The 22,190-nt window shown below is 71.1% G+C and carries 15 protein-coding genes; 5 read left to right on the plus strand and 10 right to left on the minus strand.

Going from position 1 to position 22,190, the window contains the following annotated elements; genetic code table 11:
• Positions 1 to 91 precede the first annotated feature (91 nt).
• Positions 92 to 5,062, minus strand: a complete 4,971-nt coding sequence (locus tag V4Y03_RS12410) for an NAD-glutamate dehydrogenase (protein WP_332434958.1) — start codon at positions 5,060 to 5,062, stop codon at positions 92 to 94.
• 431 nt (positions 5,063 to 5,493) lie between these two features.
• Between V4Y03_RS12410 and V4Y03_RS12415 the strand changes: the two genes are divergently transcribed.
• Entirely contained in the window at positions 5,494 to 6,048 is a 555-nt protein-coding gene (locus V4Y03_RS12415; protein WP_056558146.1) for a DJ-1/PfpI family protein, read from the plus strand.
• Positions 6,049 to 6,148: 100 nt separating this feature from the next.
• On the opposite strand, the gene V4Y03_RS12420 is transcribed toward V4Y03_RS12415, so the two are convergent.
• Both V4Y03_RS12420 and V4Y03_RS12425 read right to left on the minus strand, forming a co-directional pair.
• Positions 6,149 to 6,805 carry an HAD family hydrolase gene (locus tag V4Y03_RS12420; RefSeq protein WP_317875612.1) on the minus strand — a complete coding sequence of 219 codons (657 nt, stop codon included), beginning with the start codon at positions 6,803 to 6,805 and terminating at the stop codon, positions 6,149 to 6,151.
• A 58-nt stretch (positions 6,806 to 6,863) separates the two neighbouring features.
• Complete coding sequence (locus tag V4Y03_RS12425; RefSeq protein WP_317875611.1) at positions 6,864 to 7,370, minus strand: DUF6912 family protein; 507 nt, start codon at positions 7,368 to 7,370, stop codon at positions 6,864 to 6,866.
• A gap of 278 nt (positions 7,371 to 7,648) precedes the next feature.
• Between V4Y03_RS12425 and V4Y03_RS12430 the strand changes: the two genes are divergently transcribed.
• Positions 7,649 to 8,125, plus strand: coding sequence for an Rv3235 family protein (locus V4Y03_RS12430; protein ID WP_332434959.1), 477 nt, complete (start codon positions 7,649 to 7,651; stop codon positions 8,123 to 8,125).
• Between the two features lie 140 nt (positions 8,126 to 8,265).
• Here V4Y03_RS12430 and secA read toward each other — a convergent pair whose 3' ends face one another.
• Positions 8,266 to 11,073, minus strand: coding sequence for a preprotein translocase subunit SecA (secA, locus tag V4Y03_RS12435; protein WP_317877541.1), 2,808 nt, complete (start codon positions 11,071 to 11,073; stop codon positions 8,266 to 8,268).
• Between the two features lie 239 nt (positions 11,074 to 11,312).
• Between secA and V4Y03_RS12440 the strand changes: the two genes are divergently transcribed.
• On the plus strand, positions 11,313 to 11,903 hold the full coding sequence (locus V4Y03_RS12440; protein ID WP_317877542.1) for a GNAT family N-acetyltransferase: 591 nt from the start codon (positions 11,313 to 11,315) through the stop codon (positions 11,901 to 11,903).
• A gap of 63 nt (positions 11,904 to 11,966) precedes the next feature.
• Positions 11,967 to 13,163, plus strand: coding sequence for a winged helix-turn-helix domain-containing protein (locus V4Y03_RS12445; RefSeq protein WP_317877543.1), 1,197 nt, complete (start codon positions 11,967 to 11,969; stop codon positions 13,161 to 13,163).
• A gap of 17 nt (positions 13,164 to 13,180) precedes the next feature.
• Here V4Y03_RS12445 and V4Y03_RS12450 read toward each other — a convergent pair whose 3' ends face one another.
• From V4Y03_RS12450 to mtrA, 6 genes are all read right to left on the minus strand, one after another.
• Entirely contained in the window at positions 13,181 to 13,933 is a 753-nt protein-coding gene (locus tag V4Y03_RS12450; RefSeq protein ID WP_017237000.1) for a response regulator, read from the minus strand.
• 216 nt (positions 13,934 to 14,149) lie between these two features.
• A complete protein-coding gene (gene hpf / locus V4Y03_RS12455) occupies positions 14,150 to 14,830 on the minus strand; it encodes a ribosome hibernation-promoting factor, HPF/YfiA family (protein WP_317877544.1) in 681 nt (226 codons plus the stop codon).
• Positions 14,831 to 15,123: 293 nt separating this feature from the next.
• A complete protein-coding gene (locus V4Y03_RS12460) occupies positions 15,124 to 15,933 on the minus strand; it encodes a ComF family protein (protein WP_332434960.1) in 810 nt (269 codons plus the stop codon).
• Between the two features lie 104 nt (positions 15,934 to 16,037).
• On the minus strand, positions 16,038 to 17,900 hold the full coding sequence (locus V4Y03_RS12465) for an LpqB family beta-propeller domain-containing protein (protein WP_443079778.1): 1,863 nt from the start codon (positions 17,898 to 17,900) through the stop codon (positions 16,038 to 16,040).
• Complete coding sequence (gene mtrB, locus V4Y03_RS12470) at positions 17,890 to 19,965, minus strand: MtrAB system histidine kinase MtrB (RefSeq protein WP_332434962.1); 2,076 nt, start codon at positions 19,963 to 19,965, stop codon at positions 17,890 to 17,892. The genes V4Y03_RS12465 and mtrB overlap by 11 nt, the downstream gene beginning before the upstream one ends.
• Position 19,966: 1 nt before the next feature.
• Entirely contained in the window at positions 19,967 to 20,644 is a 678-nt protein-coding gene (gene mtrA / locus V4Y03_RS12475) for a two-component system response regulator MtrA (RefSeq protein ID WP_010356958.1), read from the minus strand.
• Between the two features lie 330 nt (positions 20,645 to 20,974).
• On the opposite strand from mtrA, the gene V4Y03_RS12480 reads away from it, so the two are divergent.
• Complete coding sequence (locus V4Y03_RS12480) at positions 20,975 to 22,189, plus strand: DUF7544 domain-containing protein (RefSeq protein ID WP_332434963.1); 1,215 nt, start codon at positions 20,975 to 20,977, stop codon at positions 22,187 to 22,189.
• The last annotated feature ends 1 nt before the right edge of the window (position 22,190 follow it).

The raw sequence follows: 22,190 nt of genomic DNA on the forward strand, positions 1-22,190 counted from the left end.
CACGGAACGAAGCGCACGGAACGGACCGCGTGAAGCGCACAACGGGAAGGGCCCCGCCGGAAAACCGGCGGGGCCCCTCCCATTCACACGACTAGCTGTGCGTACGAAGCAGCGTGCGCATGGTCCGCATCGCCACCGACAGGTTCGCCAGGTCGAAGGTGTCCGAGCCCTGGATCTCCTCCAGGGTCGTCCGCGCGCGGCCCAGGATGGCCGTGTTCTTCTCCTCCCAGGCCTTGAACCGCTCCTCCGGGCTCGTCGTGCCGTTGCCCACCGTCAGGACGTCCGCGGTCAGCGCCGAGTGCGCCGCGAACAGGTCCTCACGGATCGAGGCGCGGGCCATCGACTGCCACCGGTCGCTGCGCGGCAGCTCGATGATCCGGTCCATCAGGTCGGTGATCCGCAGCCGGTCGGCGAGGTCGTAGTAGACCTCGGCCACCGCCAGCGGCTCCTTGCCCATCCGGTCCGCGATCGCGACGACGTCGAGGATCGGGAAGGCGGACGAGAAGCCGGCCACCCGCAGCGCCAGCTCCTCGGGCACGCCGACCTCGGTCAGCTTGTCCAGGATCGACTGGTACCACTCCAGGTCCGAACCGCTCAGCAGGCTCGGCAGCTGCGCCCAGACCTCCTCGACCCGGTCGGAGAAGAACTCGATGGTCTCGGTGAGCTGGAGCGGCTGCGGCCGGTTGTTGAGCATCCAGCGCGTGCCGCGCTCGACGAGCCGGCGCGAGTGCAGCCGCATCCGGGTCTGGACGTCGGCCGGCACCTTGTTGTCGAGGGCCTCGACGGCGTCCCAGACCTGGCCGAGGCGGAAGACCATACGGGCGGCGGTCTGCGCCCGGACGATCTCCTCGATCGACGCGCCCGTCTCCTCGCGGAGACGGTGCAGGAAGGTCGAGCCACCGGTGTTGACGGTGTCGTTGACCAGGACGGTGGTGATGATCTCGCGGCGCAGCGCGTGGTTGTCGACGGCCTCGCCGAACTTCTCGCGCAGCAGCGTCGGGAAGTACGCGTGGAGCAGCCCGCGCAGGTACGGGTCGTCCGGCAGCTCCGTGCCGATCAGCTCGTCGGCCACCGTGATCTTGGTGTACGCGAGGAGGACCGCCAGCTCGGGCTGGCTCAGGCCGCGGCCGTTGTTGAGCAGCTCGCGGATCTGCCGGTCGTTGGGCAGGAACTCCAGGGACCGGTCGAGGGCCCCGTCGCGGCCCAGGCGGCGCATGAAGCGCTGGTGGGCGTGGAGCAGGGACGGCGACTGGGCGACGGCGTTGGCCAGGGCCGTGTTCTGCGCGTAGTTGTTGCGCAGGACGAGCGTGCCGACCTCGTCGGTCATCTCCGCGAGGATCTTGTTGCGCTGCTTGACGGTCATGTCGCCCTCGGCGACGAGCCCGTTGAGCAGGATCTTGATGTTGACCTCGTGGTCGGAGGTGTCGACGCCGGCGCTGTTGTCGATGGCGTCGGTGTTGATCTTGCCGCCCTGGCCCTCGGGGCCGCCGGTGCGGGCGAACTCGATGCGGCCCAGCTGGGTCGCGCCGAGGTTGCCGCCCTCGCCGACGACCTGGGCGCGGACGTCCTGGCCGTCGACGCGGATGGCGTCGTTGGCCTTGTCGCCGACGTCGGCGTTGGACTCGGCCGAGGACTTGACGTACGTGCCGATGCCGCCGTTCCACAGCAGGTCGACGGGCGCGTGGAGCACCGCCTTCATCAGCTCGGCCGGAGTCATCTTGGTGACCCCGTCCTCGATGCCGAGGGCGGCCCTGACCTGCGCGTTGACCGGGATCGACTTGGCGCTGCGGGGGTGGATGCCGCCGCCCGCGGAGAGCAGCGACGGGTCGTAGTCCGCCCAGGACGAGCGGGGCAGGTCGAAGAGCCTGCGGCGCTCGGCGTACGAGACGGCCGCGTCCGGGGTCGGGTCCAGGAAGATGTGCCGGTGGTCGAAGGCGGCGACGAGCCTGATGTGCTCGGAGAGCAGCATGCCGTTGCCGAAGACGTCACCGGACATGTCACCGACGCCCACGACCGTGAAGTCCTCGGTCTGGGTGTCGTGGCCCAGCTCGCGGAAGTGCCGCTTGACGGACTCCCAGGCGCCGCGGGCGGTGATGCCCATGCCCTTGTGGTCGTAGCCTGCGGAGCCGCCGGAGGCGAAGGCGTCGCCGAGCCAGAAGCCGTAGGACTCCGCGACCCCGTTGGCGATGTCGGAGAAGGTCGCGGTGCCCTTGTCGGCGGCGACCACCAGGTAGGTGTCGTCCTCGTCGTGGCGGACCACGTCGAGGGGCGGCACGACCTCGCCCGCGACCAGGTTGTCGGTGATGTCGAGCAGCGCCGAGATGAAGGTCTTGTACGAGGCGACGCCCTCGGCCAGCCAGGCGTCACGGTCCACGGTCGGGTCCGGGAGCTGCTTGGCGACGAAGCCGCCCTTGGCGCCGACCGGCACGATGACGGTGTTCTTCACCATCTGCGCCTTGACCAGGCCGAGGATCTCCGTACGGAAGTCCTCGCGGCGGTCGGACCAGCGCAGACCGCCTCGGGCGACCTTGCCGAAGCGCAGGTGGACGCCCTCGACGCGCGGGGAGTACACCCAGATCTCGAAGGCCGGGCGGGGCGCAGGGAGGTCCGGGATGGCCTGCGGGTCGAACTTCATCGACACGTAGGAGTGCGGCTTCCCGTCCGGCGTCAGCTGGAAGAAGTTGGTCCGCAGCGTCGCCTTGATGACGGTGAGGAAGGAACGCAGGATGCGGTCCTCGTCCAGGCTCGCGACCTGGTCGAGCGCGGCGTCCAGCTCCTCCAGGAGCGCGTCGGTCAGCTCGACGCCGGCGCGCTGGCGCTCCGGCGCCATCCGGGCCTCGAACAGGTTGACGAGCAGCCGGGTGGTGTGGACGTTGTTGCGGAGGGTGTCCTCCATGTAGTCCTGGCTGAACGTCGCTCCGGCCTGGCGCAGGTACTTGGCGTACGCGCGCAGCACCATCGCCTCGCGCCAGGTGAGCCCGGCGGAGAGGACGAGGGAGTTGAAGTTGTCGTTCTCGGCCTCGCCGGTCCAGGTGGCGGCGAAGGCCTCCTGGAAGCGCTCGCGGGCGTCGTCGCCGAGGTAGTCGCCGCCGTTGCCGGTCGGGAGCGGCATCCGCAGACCGAAGTCGTAGACCCAGGCGTGGGTGCGGTCGGCGCAGCGCAGCTCGTACGGGCGCTCGTCGGTGACCTCGACGCCGAGCCGGTTGAGCACCGGGAGCACGGCGGACAGGGAGATCGGGTCGCCCGTCTTGTAGATCTTGAAGCGTCGCTCGCCGGGGCCCGCGACGACCGGCTCGTACAGCGAGAGGGCGAAGTCCTTGCCCTCGGTGCGGGCCAGGGCCTCCAGGTGGACCAGGTCGGCGACGGCCGCGCGCGGCGAGTGGTCGGCCTTGTAGCCCTCGGGGAAGGCGTTGCCGTACTGGCGGACCAGTTCGGCGGCACGCTCCTCGCCGCACTCGGCGTTCAGCGCCTCGCCGAAGCCGTCGGCCCAGGAGCGGGCGGCCTCGACGAGCCGGGCCTCGATGCGGTCGACGTCGGCGTCGGTGAGCGTCGCCAGGTCGGTGCCGGGCTCGACGCGGACGACGAAGTGCAGCCGGGACAGGATCGACTCGGTGTTCCAGGCGGTGAAGTCGACGCTGGTGCCGCCGAGCTCCTCCTTCAGGATGTCGATGATCCGCAGCCGGACGCGGGTCGTGTAGCGGTCGCGCGGCAGGTAGACGAGGGCCGAGTAGTAGCGGCCGTACTCGTCCTGGCGCAGGTAGAGGCGCAGCCGACGCCGCTCCTGGAGGTACAGGACGCTGGTGACGACGGACCGGAGCTGGTCGGCCGGGGTCTGGAACAGCTCGTCGCGCGGGTAGGTCTCCAGGATCTGGAGCAGGTCGCGGCCGTCGTGGCTGTTCGGCGAGAAGCCGGCGCCCTCCAGGACCTCCTGGACCTTGCGCTTGACGACGGGGACCCGGCGGACGGACTCGGTGTAGGCGGCCGAGGAGAACAGTCCGAGGAAGCGGCGCTCGCCGATGACGTTGCCGTCGGCGTCGAACTTCTTCACGCCGACGTAGTCGAGGTACGAGGGGCGGTGCACGGTCGAGCGGCTGTTGGCCTTCGTCAGGATCAGCAGCTTGTGCTCACGCGCCTTGGCGCGCACGTCCTCGGGCAGACGGCTGAACGACGGCGAGACGGGGTGGGCGTGGTGGCCCTTGTCGTCACCGGAGTGCAGCGGGTCGGAGCGCAGGATGCCGAGGCCGGTGCCGGGGACGGCGGACAGGGCGTCGCCGTTGACCAGCTGGTACTCGCGGTAGCCGAGGAAGGTGAAGTGGTCGTCGGCCAGCCAGCGCAGCAGCTCGCGGGCCTCCTCCACCTCGGTGGGGCGCAGGTCGGAGGCGGTGGGCTCGTCCGGGAGGCCCTCGGCGATCCGCAGGGCCGCCTCGCGCATCTTGTCCCAGTCCTCGACCGTCTCGCGGACGTCGGACAGGACGCGCAGCAGGTCGGCGGTGATCTGCTTGAGGTCGGCCCGCTCGGTCTCGCGGTCGATCTCGACGTGGATCCAGGACTCGGTGAGCGCGTCGTGCGGCAGCTCGCCGTGGATCTGCGCCGACAGGACCTCGATGAGCCTGCCGGTCACGTCGCGGCGGACGAGGACCTGCGGGTGGATCACGACATGGATGCCGCGGCCCTGACGGGACAGCTCGTTGGTGACGGAGTCGACGAGGAACGGCATGTCGTCCGTGACGACCTCGACGACGGAGTGGCTGCTGGTCCAGCCGTTCTCCTCCACCGTCGGGGTGTGGACGCGCACGTTCGCGGTGCCCTGCGGGCGGTTCTCCGCGAGCCGGTAGTGAGAGAGCGCGGCACCGAACACGTCGACCGGGTCCCGGTCGCCGAGGTCCTCCGGCGCCGTGTGCAGGTAGTAGCGCTGGAGGTATTCGAGCACGGTGTCCTGGTCCGGGCGCTCCCCGGCACCCTCCGGGCCCGTCGGAAGTCGCCCCCCGACCGGGCTGTGCTCAGCTACCCGAGCGGCCCTTTCGAGCAGCTCGGCCTTGGCTTCGTCCAGCTTGGTCTGCATGTCCTCTGACTCCTGTCGCGCGCCGTTGCGTGACGTCGGTGGAAGAAAGGGCACAACGCCACGACGCGGTGATTCCGGTCGAAGTCGACGTTATGCCCGGATGAGAGATGTCCGGGTCGTTATCGGCCACAGAGCGCGGCGCGCCCGGACGGGAAGGATCGGCGAACGCACGGGCGGCCCGACCGCCGTAGCGAGTCGGGCGGCAGCCGGGGGCTTCACTGCCCCCTCGGCGTATCGCGCTGATCACGGCAAAAGCCTATCGCCCCCGACCCCCGAACCGTCATGAGCCGTATGTGTACAAAACAGGGGGTGGAAGTTTGACGTTATGGACAGCGACACATGTCCTCTTGGCAAAGCGCCCCGCCGGGGGCCGTGTGTACGCGAGCATGGGCGCAGTACGGCAGACCGACCATCTGTGATCTGGGAGAGCCATGGCGAAGATCCTGATCGTGACCGGGGACGCGGCGGAGTCGCTGGAGGTGATGTACCCGTACCAGCGGCTCCTCGAAGAGGGGTACGAGGTCGACATCGCGGCCCCGGCCCGCAAGACGCTCCGCTTCGTCGTCCACGACTTCGAGCCCGGCTTCGACACGTACACGGAGAAGCCCGGCTACACCTGGCCCGCCGACCTGGCCTTCTCCGAGGTCGACCCCGGCGCGTACGTGGCGGTGGTGATCCCGGGCGGACGCGCGCCGGAGTACCTGCGCAACGACCCGGAGCTGCGCAAGATCCTCAAGTCCTTCTTCGACGCCGACAAGCCGGTGGCCCAGATCTGCCACGGCCCGCTCCTGACGGCCGCCGTGGGCAGCCTGGAGGGCCGCAGGGTCACGGCGTACCCGGCGCTCGAACTCGACATGCAGGCGGCCGGGGCGACCTTCCAGGACAGCGCGGCCGTGGTGGACGGCCTCCTGGTCTCCTCCCGCGCCTGGCCGGACCACCCGACCTGGATGCGCGAATTCCTGAAGGTCCTCCGCGCCAAGGGCTGACGCCGGGGCCCGCGGGTGGTGGTGGGCATACGTTCCGCAAGGGCGGAACGGGTGGGCACAACCACCCGTGCCGCCCCCCTACGCGCGTGCCCGCGGTCGGCTAGACCAGCTCCTCCGCGACGGCGACGGCCTCGTCCAGCGAATCCACCACCGGCACCCCCACCCGCGACAGCGAAGCCCGACTGTGCGACCCCCCGGTGTACAGCACCGCCTTCGCCCCCACATGCGCCGCCGCCACCGCGTCATCCGCGGCGTCGCCGATGACGACGACCCGCTCGGCGGGGACGGCCAGCGCGGCGAGGTGCCGCACCATGTGCCCGGACTTCCCGTCGGTCGACGCGTCGGCCCGCCCGTCCATCCGTACGAACCGCTCCGCTATCCCGTGCCGCCGCACCAGCGGTATCAGCTCCGCGTGCGGCGCGAGCGACAGCAGTGACTGGGTGAACCCTGACGCCTGCCGCGCCGCGAGCAGCTCCGCGGCCCCGGAGGTCAGCCCGCAGGCCTCGGCCCGCTCCCAGTAGTGCCGGTGGAAGGCGCCGTCCATGACGGTCCACTCGGAGTCGGTGGGCAGCCGCCCCATGAGCCGCTCGTAGAACTTGGGCACCGGCACCGTGTACAGCTCGCGGTACTGCTCCAGAGTGATCGATTCGAGCCCCAGCTCGGCGAAGGCGGCGTTGGTCGCCCCGATGACCGCGCCGATGTCGTCGAGCAGTGTGCCGTTCCAGTCCCAGACCAGATGCTTCCCGTGCTTCCCCATGGAAGGACGGTACCCGCCGCCTCCGACAGCCAGGAATACCCTGTGCGGGGGCGGGTGGTCAGCCCAGCAGCCCCGGAATCTCCTGCATCCCGAACCACAGCAGCTCGTGGTCCTCGGCGCCGTCCACGACGAACTGCGCGTCGTCGTCGCCCTGGTCCGCCGCCCCGAGCGCCCCGGCGGCGGCCGTCACATCGGCCTCGGCGTCGTCCGCGTCGGCGTGCACGGCGGCGGCCTTGGCGAGCCGTACGGGCCCGGCGATCCGGACCTCGCCGATGGATCCGGCGTCCAGCCCGCTGTCGGGGTCCGTGACCGCGTCCTTGTCGGCGACGTCCACGGCGAGGACGATCCGGCGCCGGGGCGCCTCGGGGTCGCCGGCCAGCATGCGCAGGGAGGCGGAGGCGGCCCGGTTGAGCGCCGCGTACTCCAGTTCCTCGATGTCGTCGGAGACGTACCACTCCCGCAGGGCGGGGGTGACGGCGTAGGCGGTCAGCGGACCCGCGCCCAGCTCGCCCGCCTTGTGCGCCTGTGCGAGACCGGGGAGGGTCAGGGGGACGTACACGCGCATGGCTGGCCGCTTTCGTAGACGGAGAGGCCCTCAGGATACGTCCGGAGTCCCCCTTCGGGGATTCCGGCCGAAGTCGGCGTACGTCCACCCCGGAAGGGCCTTCTCCGGGGCCCCGGAGACCCGATTTTCCCCCGCGTCACCCGGATAGGTGAATCCGTTTTCGGACCGCCCGGCCGCGCGGGACTCCTTGCGGAGACTCCGAGTCCACCCGTACAAGATCCCCAAGGAAAGTTACTGACTGGTACCGACCGGTTACGCAACGACAGGGGCCCGCCGCCATGACGACCACCACGCTCACCCCCACGGGCAGCACCCCCCGCCCCCGCCGGGCCCCCGGCGGCCCGGCCGGCGCCCGCCCCCGCGGCCCGGCGGGCACGCACCCCCGCACGCCCGCGCCCCGCAGCCGCCCCCGCGCCCTGCCCCCGCACACCGTCTTCGCCGAACGCCTGCTCGCCGTGCTCAGCGGGGAGCGCCCGGTGCACTGGATGCTCGGCCACACCGTCGGCGAGGCGTACGAGCAGCTCGTCCGGATCGCCCCGGAGACGCCCCTGCGCTCCCACGGCCCCCGCCCGGTGCTGCGCCGCTGCTCGGTCCAGGTGGACGAGGACCGTACGGCCCTGGAGGCCTTCGCGACGATCGCGACCGGGCCCCGCGTACGGGCGATGGCGTTCCGCCTGGAGCGCGGCGAGGACCAGCGCTGGCGCTGCGCCGCCGTGGAGCTGGACGGCCTCGGCACAACGGCCCTCCCGGCATGACGCACTCGACGGCCCCGGCACAGCGGCCCGCCCCGCACGACGCACTCGACGGCCCCGGCACGGCCGTCCGCCCCGCATGGCGAAGGGGCCGGCCGCCCACCGGGCGACCGACCCCTCCGTCTCAGCACATCAGCGCGACGTCACTTCTTGCGACGACGCCCGCCGCCCGCGTTCTTCTGGGCCTTGCGCCGCTCCGCACGCGTCATCCCGTCGCCGTCCGCGTCGTCGGAGGCGAAGTCGCCCTCGACGACACCGCCGTCGCCGTCCACGGTCGGGGCGGAGAAGTGCAGCCGGTCCGGCCGCTGCGGGGCGTCGAGCCCCTTCGCGCGGATCTCCGGACGCCCGGCCGCGGCCGGCACCGCGTCACCCTTGTCGAGCGACGGAGCGCTCGACTGCACCGGAACCTCCTCGACCTGCTGCTCGACCTGGACCTCCAGGTTGAACAGGTAGCCGACGGACTCCTCCTTGATGCCCTCCATCATGGCGGTGAACATGTCGAAGCCCTCGCGCTGGTACTCGACCAGCGGGTCCTTCTGCGCCATGGCGCGCAGGCCGATGCCCTCCTGGAGGTAGTCCATCTCGTAGAGGTGCTCGCGCCACTTGCGGTCCAGGACGGAGAGGACCACGCGCCGCTCCAGCTCGCGCATGATCTCCGAGCCGAGCTGCTTCTCGCGGGCCTCGTACTGCTCACGGCCGTCGTCCTTGATGGACTCGGCGATGAACTCGGCGGTGATGCCCGCCCGGTCCCCGGCCGCGTCCTCCAGCTCGTCCACGGTGACCTTCACCGGGTAGAGCTGCTTGAACGCGTTCCACAGACGGTCGAGGTCCCACTCCTCCGCGAAGCCCTCGGCGGTCTCCTGGCGGATGTAGTCGTCGATCGTGTCGTCCATGAAGTGGCGGATCTGGTCGTGCAGATCCTCGCCCTCCAGGACGCGGCGGCGCTCGCCGTAGATGACCTCGCGCTGGCGGTTGAGGACCTCGTCGTACTTCAGGACGTTCTTGCGCGTCTCGAAGTTCTGGGTCTCGACCTGCGACTGCGCGGAGGCGATGGCACGGGTGACCATCTTGTTCTCGATCGGCACGTCGTCCGGCACGTTGGCCATGGCCATCACGCGCTCGACCATCTGCGCCTTGAAGAGGCGCATCAGGTCGTCGCCGAGCGACAGGTAGAAGCGGGACTCGCCCGGGTCGCCCTGACGGCCGGAACGACCGCGCAGCTGGTTGTCGATACGACGGGACTCGTGGCGCTCGGTACCCAGCACGTAGAGCCCGCCGAGGTCCTTGACCTCCTCGAACTCCGCCTTGACGGCCTTCTCGGCCCGCTCAAGGGCGGCGGGGAGGGCCGCGGCCCACTCCTCGACGTGCTCGACCGGGTCGAGGCCCGCCTGGCGCAGGTCGGCCTCGGCGAGGTCGTCCGGGTTGCCGCCGAGCTTGATGTCCGTACCGCGACCGGCCATGTTCGTGGCGACGGTGACGGCGCCGCGGCGGCCGGCCTGCGCGACGATGCTGGCCTCCCGCTCGTGGTGCTTGGCGTTCAGGACCTCGTGCTGGACACCGCGCTTGGAGAGCTGCTGCGAGAGGTACTCGGACTTCTCGACGGAGGTCGTGCCGACCAGGATCGGCTGGCCCTTCTCGTGCTTCTCCGCGATGTCGTCGACGACGGCGGCGAACTTGGCGACCTCGGTCCGGTAGATCAGGTCCGACTGGTCCTTGCGGATCATCGGCTTGTTCGTGGGGATCGGGACGACGCCGAGCTTGTAGATCTGGTGGAACTCGGCGGCCTCGGTCATGGCCGTACCGGTCATGCCGGAGAGCTTCGAGTACAGGCGGAAGAAGTTCTGCAGGGTGATGGTGGCGAGGGTCTGGTTCTCGTCCTTGATCGCCACCCCCTCCTTCGCCTCGATCGCCTGGTGCATGCCCTCGTTGTAGCGGCGGCCGGCGAGGATACGGCCGGTGTGCTCGTCGACGATCATGACTTCGCCGTCCATGACGACGTAGTCCTTGTCCTTCTTGAACAGCTCCTTGGCCTTGATGGCGTTGTTCAGGTAGCCGACCAGCGGGGTGTTCACCGACTCGTAGAGGTTGTCGATGCCCAGCCAGTCCTCGACCTTGGCCACACCGGCCTCGTGGATGGCGACGGTCCGCTTCTTCTCGTCGACCTCGTAGTCGCCGGTCTCCTCGATGCCCTTGAGCGGGTTGCCGGGCTCGCCCTTGGAGAGGCGGGTGACGAGCTTGGCGAAGTCGCCGTACCACTTCGTCGCCTGGTCGGCCGGGCCGGAGATGATCAGCGGCGTACGGGCCTCGTCGACGAGGATGGAGTCGACCTCGTCGACACAGGCGAAGTTGTGGCCGCGCTGGACGAGCTCGTCCTTGGACCACGCCATGTTGTCGCGCAGGTAGTCGAAGCCGAACTCGTTGTTCGTGCCGTACGTGATGTCGCAGTTGTACTGCTCACGGCGCTGGGCCGGCGTCATGTTGGCGAGGATGCAGCCGATCGTCAGACCGAGGAAGCGGTGCACCCGGCCCATCAGCTCGGAGTCGCGCTCGGCCAGGTAGTCGTTGACCGTGATCAGGTGGACGCCCTTGCCGGAGAGCGCGTTGAGGTACGCCGGGAGGGTGCCGACGAGGGTCTTGCCCTCACCGGTCTTCATCTCGGCGACATAGCCGAGGTGCAGCGCGGCGCCGCCCATGATCTGGACGTCGTAGTGGCGCTGGCCGAGGACGCGCTTGGCGGCCTCGCGCACGGTCGCGAAGGCCTCGGGCATCAGGTCGTCGAGGCTCTCGCCGTCGGCGTACCGCTGCTTGTACTCCTCGGTGAGCGCCCTCAGGTCGGCGTCGGAGAGGTTGACGAAGTCCTCTTCGATGGAGTTGACCTGGTCCGCGATGCGGTGCAGTTTGCGCAGGATCTTGCCTTCGCCTGCACGCATGAGCTTGTTGAAGACGGACACTGAGGCTGGTCTCCTTGCCGGTCGGGCCTGGCACTGGGTCTTGTGATGGACGCGAGCGCGGGCACGGCAGGTGGTCCCCACCGCAACGGCCATCGTAAGCGAGACCGCCCTCGCAGAGGGAGGCCCGCAGTGCCGGAGCCGTACGTCCGCCCGGAAAGAGAACGCACGAAGTGGGCGGAAGGTGCCGCCCCACCCGAAAAGTGTTCGCTTCCCGTCCCCCGGGTCATCACAATCCCGGCATGGATCCCATCACCCTCACCACCGACCGACTGCGGCTGCGGAACTTCGTCCCGGAGGACGCCGACGCGGTGTACGCCATCTGTCAGGATCCGGACATCCGGCGCTGGACCGTCGTCCCCGACCCCTACACCCGGCAGGACGCCGAGCTGTTCCTGAACCGGCTCGTGCCCGACGGCTGGCGCGAGGACACCGAGTACACCTTCGCCGTCGAACCGCTGGCCGGCGGCCCCCTGCTCGCCGCCGTCACCCTGAGCAGCCGCGGCATGGGCGTCTGGGAGGTCGGCTACTGGCTGGCCGGGGAGCACCGCGGCAGCGGCTACATGACGGAGACCGTCCGCGCCCTCGCCCACTGGGCCTTCACCGGGCTCGGCTGCACGCGCCTGGTGTGGCGCGCCGAGGTCGGCAACGCCGGCTCGCGCGCGGTGGCCGAGCGGGTCGGCTTCGCCATGGAGGGCACCCAGCGCGCCGGACTCACCAACAAGGGCACGCTCCGCGACAGCTGGGTCGCGGCCCTCCTCCCGTCCGACTTCGGCCTCCCCAGTCCCCTGCCCTACCTCCCGTCCCGCGACCTGCCCGCCCGGACACCCTGAGGCCCCGGGGGTGCCCGCCCGGGGCCGCCCCGGCTGTCAGAGCCGGGGCCTAGGGTGCGGTCCATGACGACTGTGCCGCGCCCCGCCGCCGAACTGTCCGCCGACGACGCCCGCCGGATCGCGCTGCGCGCCCAGGGCTTCCTGGGTGCGCCGGACCGCCGCGCCGGGGTGCGCGGGGTGCTGCGCGGTCTCGGTCAGGTCCAGCTCGACACGATCTCCGTCCTGGCCCGCTCGCACGAGCTCATCCCGTACGCGCGCCTGGGCGCCGTCGGCCGTACGGCGGTCGAGGACGCCTACTGGCCCACGGGCCCCGACGGCACGCCTCCGGCCCGGCGCAACGCCTTCGAGTACTGGTCGCACGCGGCCTGCGTGCTGCCCGTCGAGGAGTGGCCGCACTTCGCCTTCCGCAGGCGCGCCTATCGCGACCGCCCGCACTGGGGCCACGAGCTGGCGGCGGGGGCGTACGACAAGGTGATCGACCAGCTGCGGGCCGAGGGCCCCCTGACGGCGACCGAGCTGGGCGGCGCGAAGAACAAGGGCGAGTGGTGGGACTGGTCGGACTCCAAGATCGCCGTGGAGCGGGCGCTGATGTACGGCGAGGTGGTCGTGGTCGAGCGGCGCAGCTGGAAGCGGGTGTACGACCTGGCGGAACGGGCGATCCCGCAGCAGCTGCTCCACGACGACCTGGACGACACCGAGTGCGTGCGGCGTCTGGTGCGGCAGGCGGGCGAGGCGCTGGGCGTGGGCACGCGCGCGGACATCGCCGACTACCACCGGCTCAAGGGCGAGCAGTTCGACGCGGTCGTCGAGGCGGCGGGGCTCGTGCCGGTCACCGTGGCGGGCTGGGGGAAGCCGGCCTGGGCGGACCCGGCGGCGCTGGCCTCGGAGCCGCGCGGCCGGCACCGTACGACCCTGCTGTCGCCGTTCGACTCGCTGATCTGGGAGCGGGCCCGCACGGAGCGGATCTTCGGCTTCACGCACCGCCTTGAGGCGTACGTGCCGAAGCAGAAGCGGGTCCACGGCTACTTCGCGATGCCGGTCCTCGCCGGCGGCCGGCTCGTCGGCCGGGTGGACCCGGCGCGGGAGGGCCGGACGCTCGTCGCCCGGCAGGTGACCCTGGACGGCCCGAAGGCCGTGCCGGCGGTGGCGCGGGCGCTGCGCGAGGCGGCCGACTGGGTCGGCTGCGACGCGGTGTCGGTGGTCCCCGACCGGGTGAACCCGCCGGAACTGGCACCGGAGCTGGTACGCGCCCTGGGCTGAGCGGGGGCGGGACCCGCCTAGCGGATCTCGAGGATCTTCTCCCGCATCGCGTAGACCACGGCCTCCATCCGGGAGTGCAGCTGGAGCTTCTCCAGGATGTTCCGCACATGGTTCTTCACGGTGTTCTCGGAGATGAAGAGCTCCTTGGCGATGTCCCGGTTGTTCATCCCGGTCGCGACGAGCTTCAGCACCTCCAGCTCACGGTCGGTGAGCCGGGGCGCCGGCACCAGCCTGCGCTCGTCGGTGCGCTGGATCATCGACTTGAACTCGGTGAGGAGTTTCGACGCCATCGAGGGACTGATCTGCGACTGCCCGTCCGCGACCGCGCGGATGGCCGTCGCGACCTCGTCGGTGGAGATCTCCTTGAGGAGGTAGCCGGTGGCCCCCGCCTTGATCGCGTCGTAGAGGTCCGCCTCCTCGTCACTGATCGTCAGCATGATGATCTTCGCGCTGGGGGCCACCTCCTTGATGGAGGTACACGCCTCGATGCCGCCGCGCCGGGGCATCCGTACATCCATCAGAACGATGTCCGGCAGCAGATCGGCCGCCTTGTCGACGGCCTCGGCCCCGTCACCGGCCTCTCCGACGACCTGGATGTCCTCCTCCTGGGCGAGGACGATCTCAAGTCCCCGGCGGAAGAGGGCATGGTCGTCCACGACGAGGACCCGGATCGGTTCTTTGCGGAATGCACCGCTGTCCGAATCCGATCCCTCCGGGACCGCGCCACCGTGCTCACGCCCGCTGAGCACCGGCCCGAAGCTGTCCGCCATCGTTCCTCCCCCTGAAGGCCGTGGCCTGAATTCGTTTCCGGTCCTCCAACCACTGCCCGAAGAGCACCGGTTGGCGTGCACGCCATGATTTCATGCCCCGGCGGCGACGGAGTGTTCCCGTGCACGCACGGTGGTGCCCCTGGGTGCGCGAGAAGCGCTCCAGGGGCACCGTGAGGGACACCCGAGTGTGTGGGTGGTGCGCGGCGGGACGGCCGGTCAGCCGCCGAGCGCACCGCCGGCGCCGCCGCCCTCGGCGAGCGGGTCGCTCTCCAGATGGATGACGCCGTAGTCGTACGCGTGTCGCCGGTAGACGACACTCGGCTGCTTCGTGTCGGAGTCCACGAACAGATAGAAGTCGTGCCCGACCAGCTCCATCTCGTAGAGCGCCTGGTCGAGCGTCATCGGTGCGGCCCGGTGGGTCTTCTCGCGGACCACGAGCGGGCCCTCACCCTGGACCTCGATCGAGCCCATCATCGTGGTGGGCACCTTGTCGGTCTCGTCGGCGACGAGCTGCCCGTCGCCGTTGAGCTGGGCGGCACCGGGAACGACGTCCCCGACCTCCGCCGCCGAAAGCCTGCCGTTCCCACGGCGGGTGTACTTCTTGTCGTGCTGCTTGCGCAGTCGTGCCTCGAGCTTGTCGCTGGCGAGGTCGAGCGCTGCGTACGGGTCGCCTGCCGCGGCTTCCGCCCGGATCACCGGGCCTCGGGAGTGGAGGGTGATCTCCACGCGGTCCGACCTGTCGGCCTGCCGCGGATTCAGCTCCTTGGACACCTCGACGTCGAGGCTGATCACCTTGCCGTCGAGCTTCTGGATCTTCTCCAGCTTCAGCTTCTCGGCCACGTGCTTGCGGAACCGCTCGGGCACCTCGGTCTTGCGGCCCTTGACGACGATGTCCACGCAGAACTCCGTTCCCGGATCGCCCGGATCGGCTCCTTGGCCGCCGGGCTTCTCCCTTTGCACCAGACTCCGGTGGTTACCGGAGCTCGGACTTGGCGACTTTCACCTCCTCCTCCCCAGTCGACAAGATCCCCACCCCATCGACAAGAGGTTGATTCGCCCTGAACTCCTGTCCTGTAGGCGCAACCATGTATTCGGCGAGCGATGGCTTTCGCCATTCCTCACAACCGAACATAGCCCCTTCGGACGGGTGTCGGCACCCGCTACCGCGACATACCTCCGTTCGGGCGCTTTCACCTCTCACCACCTGCAACGATCCAAGTTCCTGGCGAGTTCCGGTTTATTTCGAACGAAGCGGGAGAGGATGCGATCACAGCCGCCACCAGCTGTTCGAATCCGCGCTGCGCCGAACCGACCGGTAAGCCGTGCGGTATTCCAGGAATGAACGGAAGGTGTACGGCTCCGAGAGCGCGTGCCGCCTCCGCCAGTGAGGCCCCCGTGGTCATCAGGTCGTCCACGAGAACCACCTTTCCGGCGAGGAGCAGCCGCCCTCCGCCCGGCACGACCTCCAGCGCCCCGGCGAGGTTGGCGAGCCGCCCGCGCGCCCCGAGCCCCGCCTGGTCCGCCACGTGCCGGCGCTGCCGCAGCACGGGCACCACCCGCGCCGGCCGCCCCGCGCTCCGCAGCCGGGCGGCCGCCGACCGGGCGACCCGCCGGGTCGGATCGTGGCCACGCGCCCGCACGGAGCGCCGCGAGGACGGCACCGGTACGAGGAGCAGCGGGCGCGGTGCGGGCCCCTCGGCGGCCCCTGCAGCGGCCTCCACGGCCCCGGCCAGCGCGCCGCCCAGCGGTCCGGCGAGGACGAGCGCCCCGCGTTCCTTGTGGGCGAGCAGCAGCTCGCGTACGGCACCCTCGTACGGCGCGACGGCGTGCACCTCCGGCAGCCCGGCGGGCTCGGGCGCGGGCCGCACCCTGCGCGGCCCCTCCCCCGCCCCGGTCAGGACCTCCGCGCACGACGGGCACAGCTCCGTCCGCGGTACGCCGCAGCCTCCGCAGGCCACCGGCAGCACCAGCCCGGCGATCTCGCGCCACCACCCCCGCATGGCTCCACTCTGCGCCTTCGCGGGCTCCCCGGCCACCCCTGTGGAAAACCCCCGGCGGATGAGGCCCGCCGCCCGGGAAGTACGTCAGGTAGGGCGCCCTGGGGCTACCCGGGGTAGACCGGCGAGTGCCCCGTCTTGACCAGCGGCTGCCAGTTCGCGCCGGGCGCGAGCCTGACGATGCCGTCGTTGCCGGAGTAGGCGACCAGCGGCGCGGAGTCCGTGTTCGGGGCGGCCACCGAGTTGGCCCCGTTCAGCCCGGGGAGCACCGAGGTCGCCGAGGTCGAGCCGTCCGTCTGGAGGTACCGGATCTGCTGGACGCCGCCCGCCTCCCTGCCGACGACGACGAGCCGGCTCGGCCCGGCCCAGGAGACGGCCGTGACCGACTCCATCCGGGGCGCGGCGGGCTGGAGGTCGAGCACCGAGACGACCGGCGCCGCCTCCGTGGTCTCCCGCTGGATCCGGCCGATCTGCAGGGTGGTGCGCTCGCCCCGGGTGACCACGAGCGCGATCCGGACCCCGTCGGCGGAGACCCGCAGCGACTCGATCCTGGCGTCGTCCCCGAGCCACGGCGTATTCACTCTGACGGGGTCGCCGGTGCCGTCGGGCACCATCCACAACCGGGGCGCGGCGGGGTCGCGGTCGGCGACCCACAGATCGCCCCGCCCGTCCCAGCTGGGCGCGGACAGCCGGTCGGCGGGCTTGGCGGCCTTGCTGCTGAGGACCGAGGGCGAGGGCTCCTGCTCCGTGGTGATGGAGGAGACGAACAGCTCGCGTCCGCCCGCACCGACCCCGGCGGCCCGGGTCTCACCCCGGTCGACGGCGACCGACCCGAGCTGCGCCGTGTCCTTGCCCAGCGGGCCCGGCACCTCGGCGGGCAGCGCCGCCTGCTTGCCGGCGACGTCCAGCATCATCAGCTTGCCGTGCTCGTCGACGAAGTACGGGTTCTCCTCCTGGTCCGTGTTCCGGACGGCGGCGAACTCCGTGGCCTGCCCCTTGCCCAGCCGGCACAGCGGGCCCTTCGACCCCTGGAGCTCCACCTGCTCGACGCGTACGGAGGTCAGGTCGCGCAGCGTGAACAGCAGCTGCGCCGCCATCCGCCGGCACACCTCGCCGCCCACCCGGTCCGCCCTGACGTTGAGCGGCACCTTCAGCGTGGACTGGTCGTCGGTCGTCAGCGTGGTGACGCCCTTCCGCAGCTCCGTGCCGGAAGGGAAACTGGAGTCGACGGCCGGCTTCAGCCAGTTCGTCGGGCCTTCGAGGAGCGCCTTGACCGTCTGCGTCACCGGATCCATCCGGGTGACGGGGTCCTGCCGCTGCCGGATGTAGACCGGGTCTGCGACGACCCAGTCCTCTCCCGAGGCGAAGTAGTACTTGTTGACCGACCGGTAGTTGCGCAGGAAGTCGGCCTCACCGAGCACCAGACCGGGCGGGAGGCTGTCGATGCGCCATTCCTTGCCCTTGCCGTTGCCGGTGGGCTGCTGCACGACGTGGATCGCCTGCACGTACTCGGCGGGGCTGATCGGCTGGTAGGCGTGGCGGGCGTCCACGGTCGCGATCTTGCGCCCGGAGAGGGGGTAGGCCCGGCCCTGGTTGTCGGGGTCGGCGTTGCGGTCGGCCTGCTCGCGGTTGGGGGCGGTGGTGAGCACGGTGATGCTCTGCTCCGGCTTCCAGCTCCCTGCGGCCTTCTTCGTGAGGTACTTGCGGGCGGTGGAGAAGCCCGGGTCGTCGCTGGTCATGGCTTCGAGGAAGCCGTCGACGATCTCGTCCGGGTCGGCGTTCTCCCGGGGCGCGACGGCGTAGACCCGTACCTGCGAGTCCCCCTGGTTGGTGCCCCGCACCGGCTGGACGCCCCCGCTGTCGGGCATGGTCGCGCACCCGCTCACCAGAAGCCCGCCACACGCGGCGAGCACCGCCACCCGCGCCCGCCCCCCACGTCCCACGAACCCCTCCCGGGAGTCAGCGCCCACGTGTCCCGTCCTCCCGCTCCGCGTTCCCACTACCGTTCCCCCCGGCCGCCCCCGGACCGGCCCCGGCACCCGCCGTGCTCCCGGCCGCCGCTCCGGCCCCCGCCGTGCTCCCGGCGCAGTCCGCGTCGGCCGTGGTACGTGCCACGACCCGTGCGCCGCTGCCGGGCAGCGCCGTCGGGTCGACGGTCGCCCGCGGCGGGGCGGGCAGCCTCGGCGGTACGGGGAGCTGCGGCCGGTCACCGGCGGGCTGCGCCGGTACGGCCATCAGGCGCGCGCTCTCGTGCGCCCGCCCGGCGGCGGCCGCCTGCTCGCGGTTGCGCCGCGAGTCCTCGGGCTCCAGCGGTATCGGGGAGCCCCGCAGCGGCTCGTCCGCGGTGCGCGGCAGGGTGAGCCGGAACTGCGAACCGCCGCCGGCCTCGCCCCAGGCCTGGAGCCAGCCGCCGTGCAGTCGCGCGTCCTCGACGGCGATCGACAGCCCGAGCCCGGTCCCTCCGGTGGTGCGCGCGCGGGCCGGGTCGGCCCGCCAGAAGCGGTTGAACACCCGGGTCGCCTCGCCCGGCTTGAGTCCCACGCCGTAGTCGCGCACCGCGACGGCGACGGCGCCTCCCGCGGCGGCCAGCTTCACCACCACGTCCCGGCCCTCACCGTGCTCCACGGCGTTGACGACGAGGTTGCGCAGCACCCGCTCGACCCGGCGTGCGTCGGCCTCGGCCACCACCGGCTGCTTGTCGCCGACGACGACGATCCGGGTGCCCTTGCGTTCGGCGAGGGGTTCGGCGCCGCCGATGACCCGGCGCACGACCTGCCGCAGGTCGATCGGCTCGGCCTCCAGGGCGGCCGCGCCCGCGTCGAAGCGGCTGATCTCCAGGAGGTCGGAGAGCAGCGACTCGAAGCGGTCGAGCTGGTCGCCGAGGAGTTCGGCGGAGCGGGCGGTGACGGGGTCGAAGTCGACCCGGGCGTCATGGATGACGTCGGCGGCCATCCGGACCGTGGTCAGCGGGGTGCGCAGCTCGTGCGAGACGTCGGAGACGAACCGCCGCTGCATCCTCGACAGCTCCTCCAGCTGCTGGATCTTCGTCTGGAGGTTGGTGGCCATCTTGTTGAAGGCCTCGCCGAGCCGGGCGATGTCGTCCTCGCCGGTGACCTTCATCCGTTCCTGGAGGCGCCCGGCGGAAAGCCGCTCGGCGATCCCGGCGGCCATCCGTACGGGGGTGACGACCTGGCGCACCATGAGCCAGGCGATGGCGCCGAGCAGGACGACGACGAAGAGCCCGGCGGTCGCCAGGGTGGTCTTGACCAAAGAGAGGGAGTCCTCCTCCTGAGTCAGCGGGAAGAGGTAGTACAGCTCGTACTGGTCGCCGTCGGCGTCGTTCAGCCGCTTGCCGATCACGAGCCCGGCGTCGGACGCCTTGCCGCTGGTGTAGTGGATGCGGCTGAACTGCTGGAAGGTGTCCGTGCCCTGGGCCACCGAGTGCCGCAGTTCGGCGGGGATGCTGGTGGTCGGGTCGACCTCGCCGGACGCGCGGGCGCCACGGCTCGCGGCGTCACCGGTGTCGAGGGAGAGCGCGACCACGTTGAACGCGCTCTGGCCACCACTGGCGAGCTGCTCGACGAGCGTGGACCGCCAGTTCACCGAGGCACCGGCCCGCACCCCGTCCTGCTGCCCGGGGGACGAGGACGTGGTGGCCGCCCGGTCCTGGGCGGCCGAGAACCCGCCGGCCGCCTGACTCTGGGCGGCCCTCTCCTTGGCGTCGAGGAGACCGTTGCGGACCTGGCCGATGACGACGAGGCCGAGCAGCAGCACCACTCCGAGGGACATCAGCAGGGTGCCCGCGACGATCCTCAGCTGGATGTTCCGCCGCCACAGCCGCACGGCGGGCAGCAACGGCCGCCGCACCCATCGGGCGAAGAGCCGGAGGACCGGCCCGCCGGGCGCCCCGTCCTGGAGCAGCCGTCCGCCACGCGGCAGACGGCCGGAACGCGAGCCCCCCCGCCCCGGTCCGGCAGCCCGCCCCGCACGGTCCCCCGGGTCCCCGGGCTTCGGAGCAGTACTGCCTTCGCTCATGTCAGCTCGGTCCCGCCTTGTAACCGACGCCTCGGACGGTCACCACGATCTCCGGGCGCTCGGGGTCCTTCTCGACCTTCGAGCGCAGCCGCTGGACGTGCACGTTCACCAGCCGGGTGTCGGCCGCGTGCCGGTATCCCCAGACCTGCTCCAGCAGGACCTCACGGGTGAAGACCTGCCACGGCTTGCGCGCCAGCGCGACGAGCAGGTCGAACTCCAGCGGGGTCAGGGCGATGGACTGCCCGTCCCGCTTCACGGAGTGCCCGGCCACGTCGATGACCAGGTCACCGATGGTGAGCTGCTCCGGCGCCGGCTCCTCGGACCTCCGCAGCCGTGCCCGGATACGGGCGACTAGCTCCTTCGGCTTGAACGGCTTGACGATGTAGTCGTCGGCCCCGGACTCCAGACCCACGACCACGTCGACCGTGTCGCTCTTGGCCGTGAGCATGACGATCGGCACACCCGACTCCGCCCGGATGAGGCGGCACACCTCGATGCCGTCCCTCCCCGGCAGCATCAGGTCGAGCAGCACCAGGTCAGGCTTGGCCTCCCGGAATGCGGCAAGCGCCTTGTCACCGTCCGCGACGAACGACGGCTCGAACCCTTCACCCCGCAGCACGATGCCGAGCATCTCGGCCAGTGCGGTGTCGTCGTCGACGACAAGAACGCGTCCCTTCATATCGACATCATCCCATTAGCCAATCGTTACCTGCCGTGACCTGCCCCACAGCGCCTCCCCCAGCCCGGGTCGCGATCTTGTAGACCGGAGCCCGCTCGGCCCGCCACCGCACGGTTCGTGCGTCCTGATCGGGCATCCGCACAATATGCCCCCGACCGCTCGCACGATGAAGGTCCGGACAAAGGTACGACCGCCGAGGCCGGTCCCGCCCACGGGCGGTCCCCGCGTGGCACGATGGCACCCGGCCCGCCGCCGTCCCAGGTGTCGGCCGCCGTGACCGAGCCGGTTCGCCGATCCGGCACCGCGACCATTCCTCCGAGGTGGACGACCGTGAACGACACTCCGGGCTGGACCTCGCCCGGATCCGCCCCCTCCGACGGCCAGGACGGCTCCGGGATTCCCCGGCCCACCACTCCGGCCGACGCGAACGGCTCCGCCCCTCAGTGGTCCAAGGACCAGCCGCCCGCCGGCCAGTGGTCCCCGCCGACCGGCCAGACGCCGCCCCCCGCACAGGGTCCCGGCTGGGGCGCCCCGCCCCCGAACATCCACTGGGGCAGGCCTCCGGCCGCCAAGCCCGGTGTGATCCCGCTGCGCCCGCTGGGCGTGGGCGAGATCCTCGACGGCGCGGCGAAGACCCTCCGCGCCTACTGGCGGACGGTACTGACGATCACCGTCACGGTCGCGCTGATCTCCCAGACCGCGAACACCCTGGCCCAGCGCTACCTCGTCCCCCAGACCCCGGCGACGAGCCCGGACGTCACCCCCGTCGAGGCCCTCGAACAGTCCCTCGACGCCGTCCAGTCCTCTCTGATCGGCATGGGCCCGTCCCTGCTCGTCACGCTGATGGCATCCGTGGTGAGCGCGGCCCTGCTGACCATGGTCATCAGCCGTGCCGTGCTCGGCCGTCCGGTCTCGCTGGGCTCCGCCTGGCAGGAGGCCCGCCCCCGCCTCCTCCAGCTCGTCGGCCTGACCCTGCTGCTGGCGGCACTGAGCACGGCCGTCGTCACCGTCGCCCTGCTCCCCGGAGTGCTCATCGGCGGCGCCGCAGGCGTCGCCCTGGCCCTCCTCGGCGGTCTCGGCGGCATCGCGGCCACCCTCTGGCTGATGATCCGCTACAGCCTCGCCTCTCCCGCCCTGATGCTGGAGCGCCAGGGCGTGTTCGCGTCCCTGAAGCGTTCCGCGAAGCTGGTGCAGGGCTCGTGGTGGCGGATCTTCGGCATCACCGTCCTCACCCAGCTGCTGGTCTTCGTCTTCGCGATGCTCGTCGCGATCCCGTTCATGATCATCGGCATCGCGGCCGACGGCGAAGGCCTCTCCGGCCTGATCGAGGGCACCTCCACCGGCTTCGGCTGGCCGTTCCTGATCGTCACGGGCATCGGCGGAGTGATCACCAGCGCGATCACCTACCCGATCTCGGCCGGTGTGACGGTCCTCCTCTACGTCGACCAGCGCATCCGCCGCGAAGCCCTGGACCTCGAACTGGCACGGGCCGCGGGTCTCCCCGGCTACGGCCCCACACCGGGCACCGAGACCGTCGGAGGCTGAT

The sequence above is a fragment of the Streptomyces sp. P9-A4 genome, from assembly GCF_036634195.1.
Classification (GTDB): Bacteria; Actinomycetota; Actinomycetes; order Streptomycetales; family Streptomycetaceae; genus Streptomyces.

Bases quoted from the DNA above. Each gene is read 5' to 3' on its own strand.
- V4Y03_RS12410 (WP_332434958.1), bottom strand. From the start codon at position 5,062: ATGCAGACCAAGCTGGACGAAGCCAAGGCCGAGCTGCTCGAAAGGGCC.
- V4Y03_RS12415 (WP_056558146.1), top strand. From the start codon at position 5,494: ATGGCGAAGATCCTGATCGTGACCGGGGACGCGGCGGAGTCGCTGGAG.
- V4Y03_RS12420 (WP_317875612.1), bottom strand. From the start codon at position 6,805: ATGGGGAAGCACGGGAAGCATCTGGTCTGGGACTGGAACGGCACACTG.
- V4Y03_RS12425 (WP_317875611.1), bottom strand. From the start codon at position 7,370: ATGCGCGTGTACGTCCCCCTGACCCTCCCCGGTCTCGCACAGGCGCAC.
- V4Y03_RS12430 (WP_332434959.1), top strand. From the start codon at position 7,649: ATGACGACCACCACGCTCACCCCCACGGGCAGCACCCCCCGCCCCCGC.
- V4Y03_RS12440 (WP_317877542.1), top strand. From the start codon at position 11,313: ATGGATCCCATCACCCTCACCACCGACCGACTGCGGCTGCGGAACTTC.
- V4Y03_RS12445 (WP_317877543.1), top strand. From the start codon at position 11,967: ATGACGACTGTGCCGCGCCCCGCCGCCGAACTGTCCGCCGACGACGCC.
- V4Y03_RS12450 (WP_017237000.1), bottom strand. From the start codon at position 13,933: ATGGCGGACAGCTTCGGGCCGGTGCTCAGCGGGCGTGAGCACGGTGGC.
- V4Y03_RS12460 (WP_332434960.1), bottom strand. From the start codon at position 15,933: ATGCGGGGGTGGTGGCGCGAGATCGCCGGGCTGGTGCTGCCGGTGGCC.
- mtrB (WP_332434962.1), bottom strand. From the start codon at position 19,965: ATGAGCGAAGGCAGTACTGCTCCGAAGCCCGGGGACCCGGGGGACCGT.
- mtrA (WP_010356958.1), bottom strand. From the start codon at position 20,644: ATGAAGGGACGCGTTCTTGTCGTCGACGACGACACCGCACTGGCCGAG.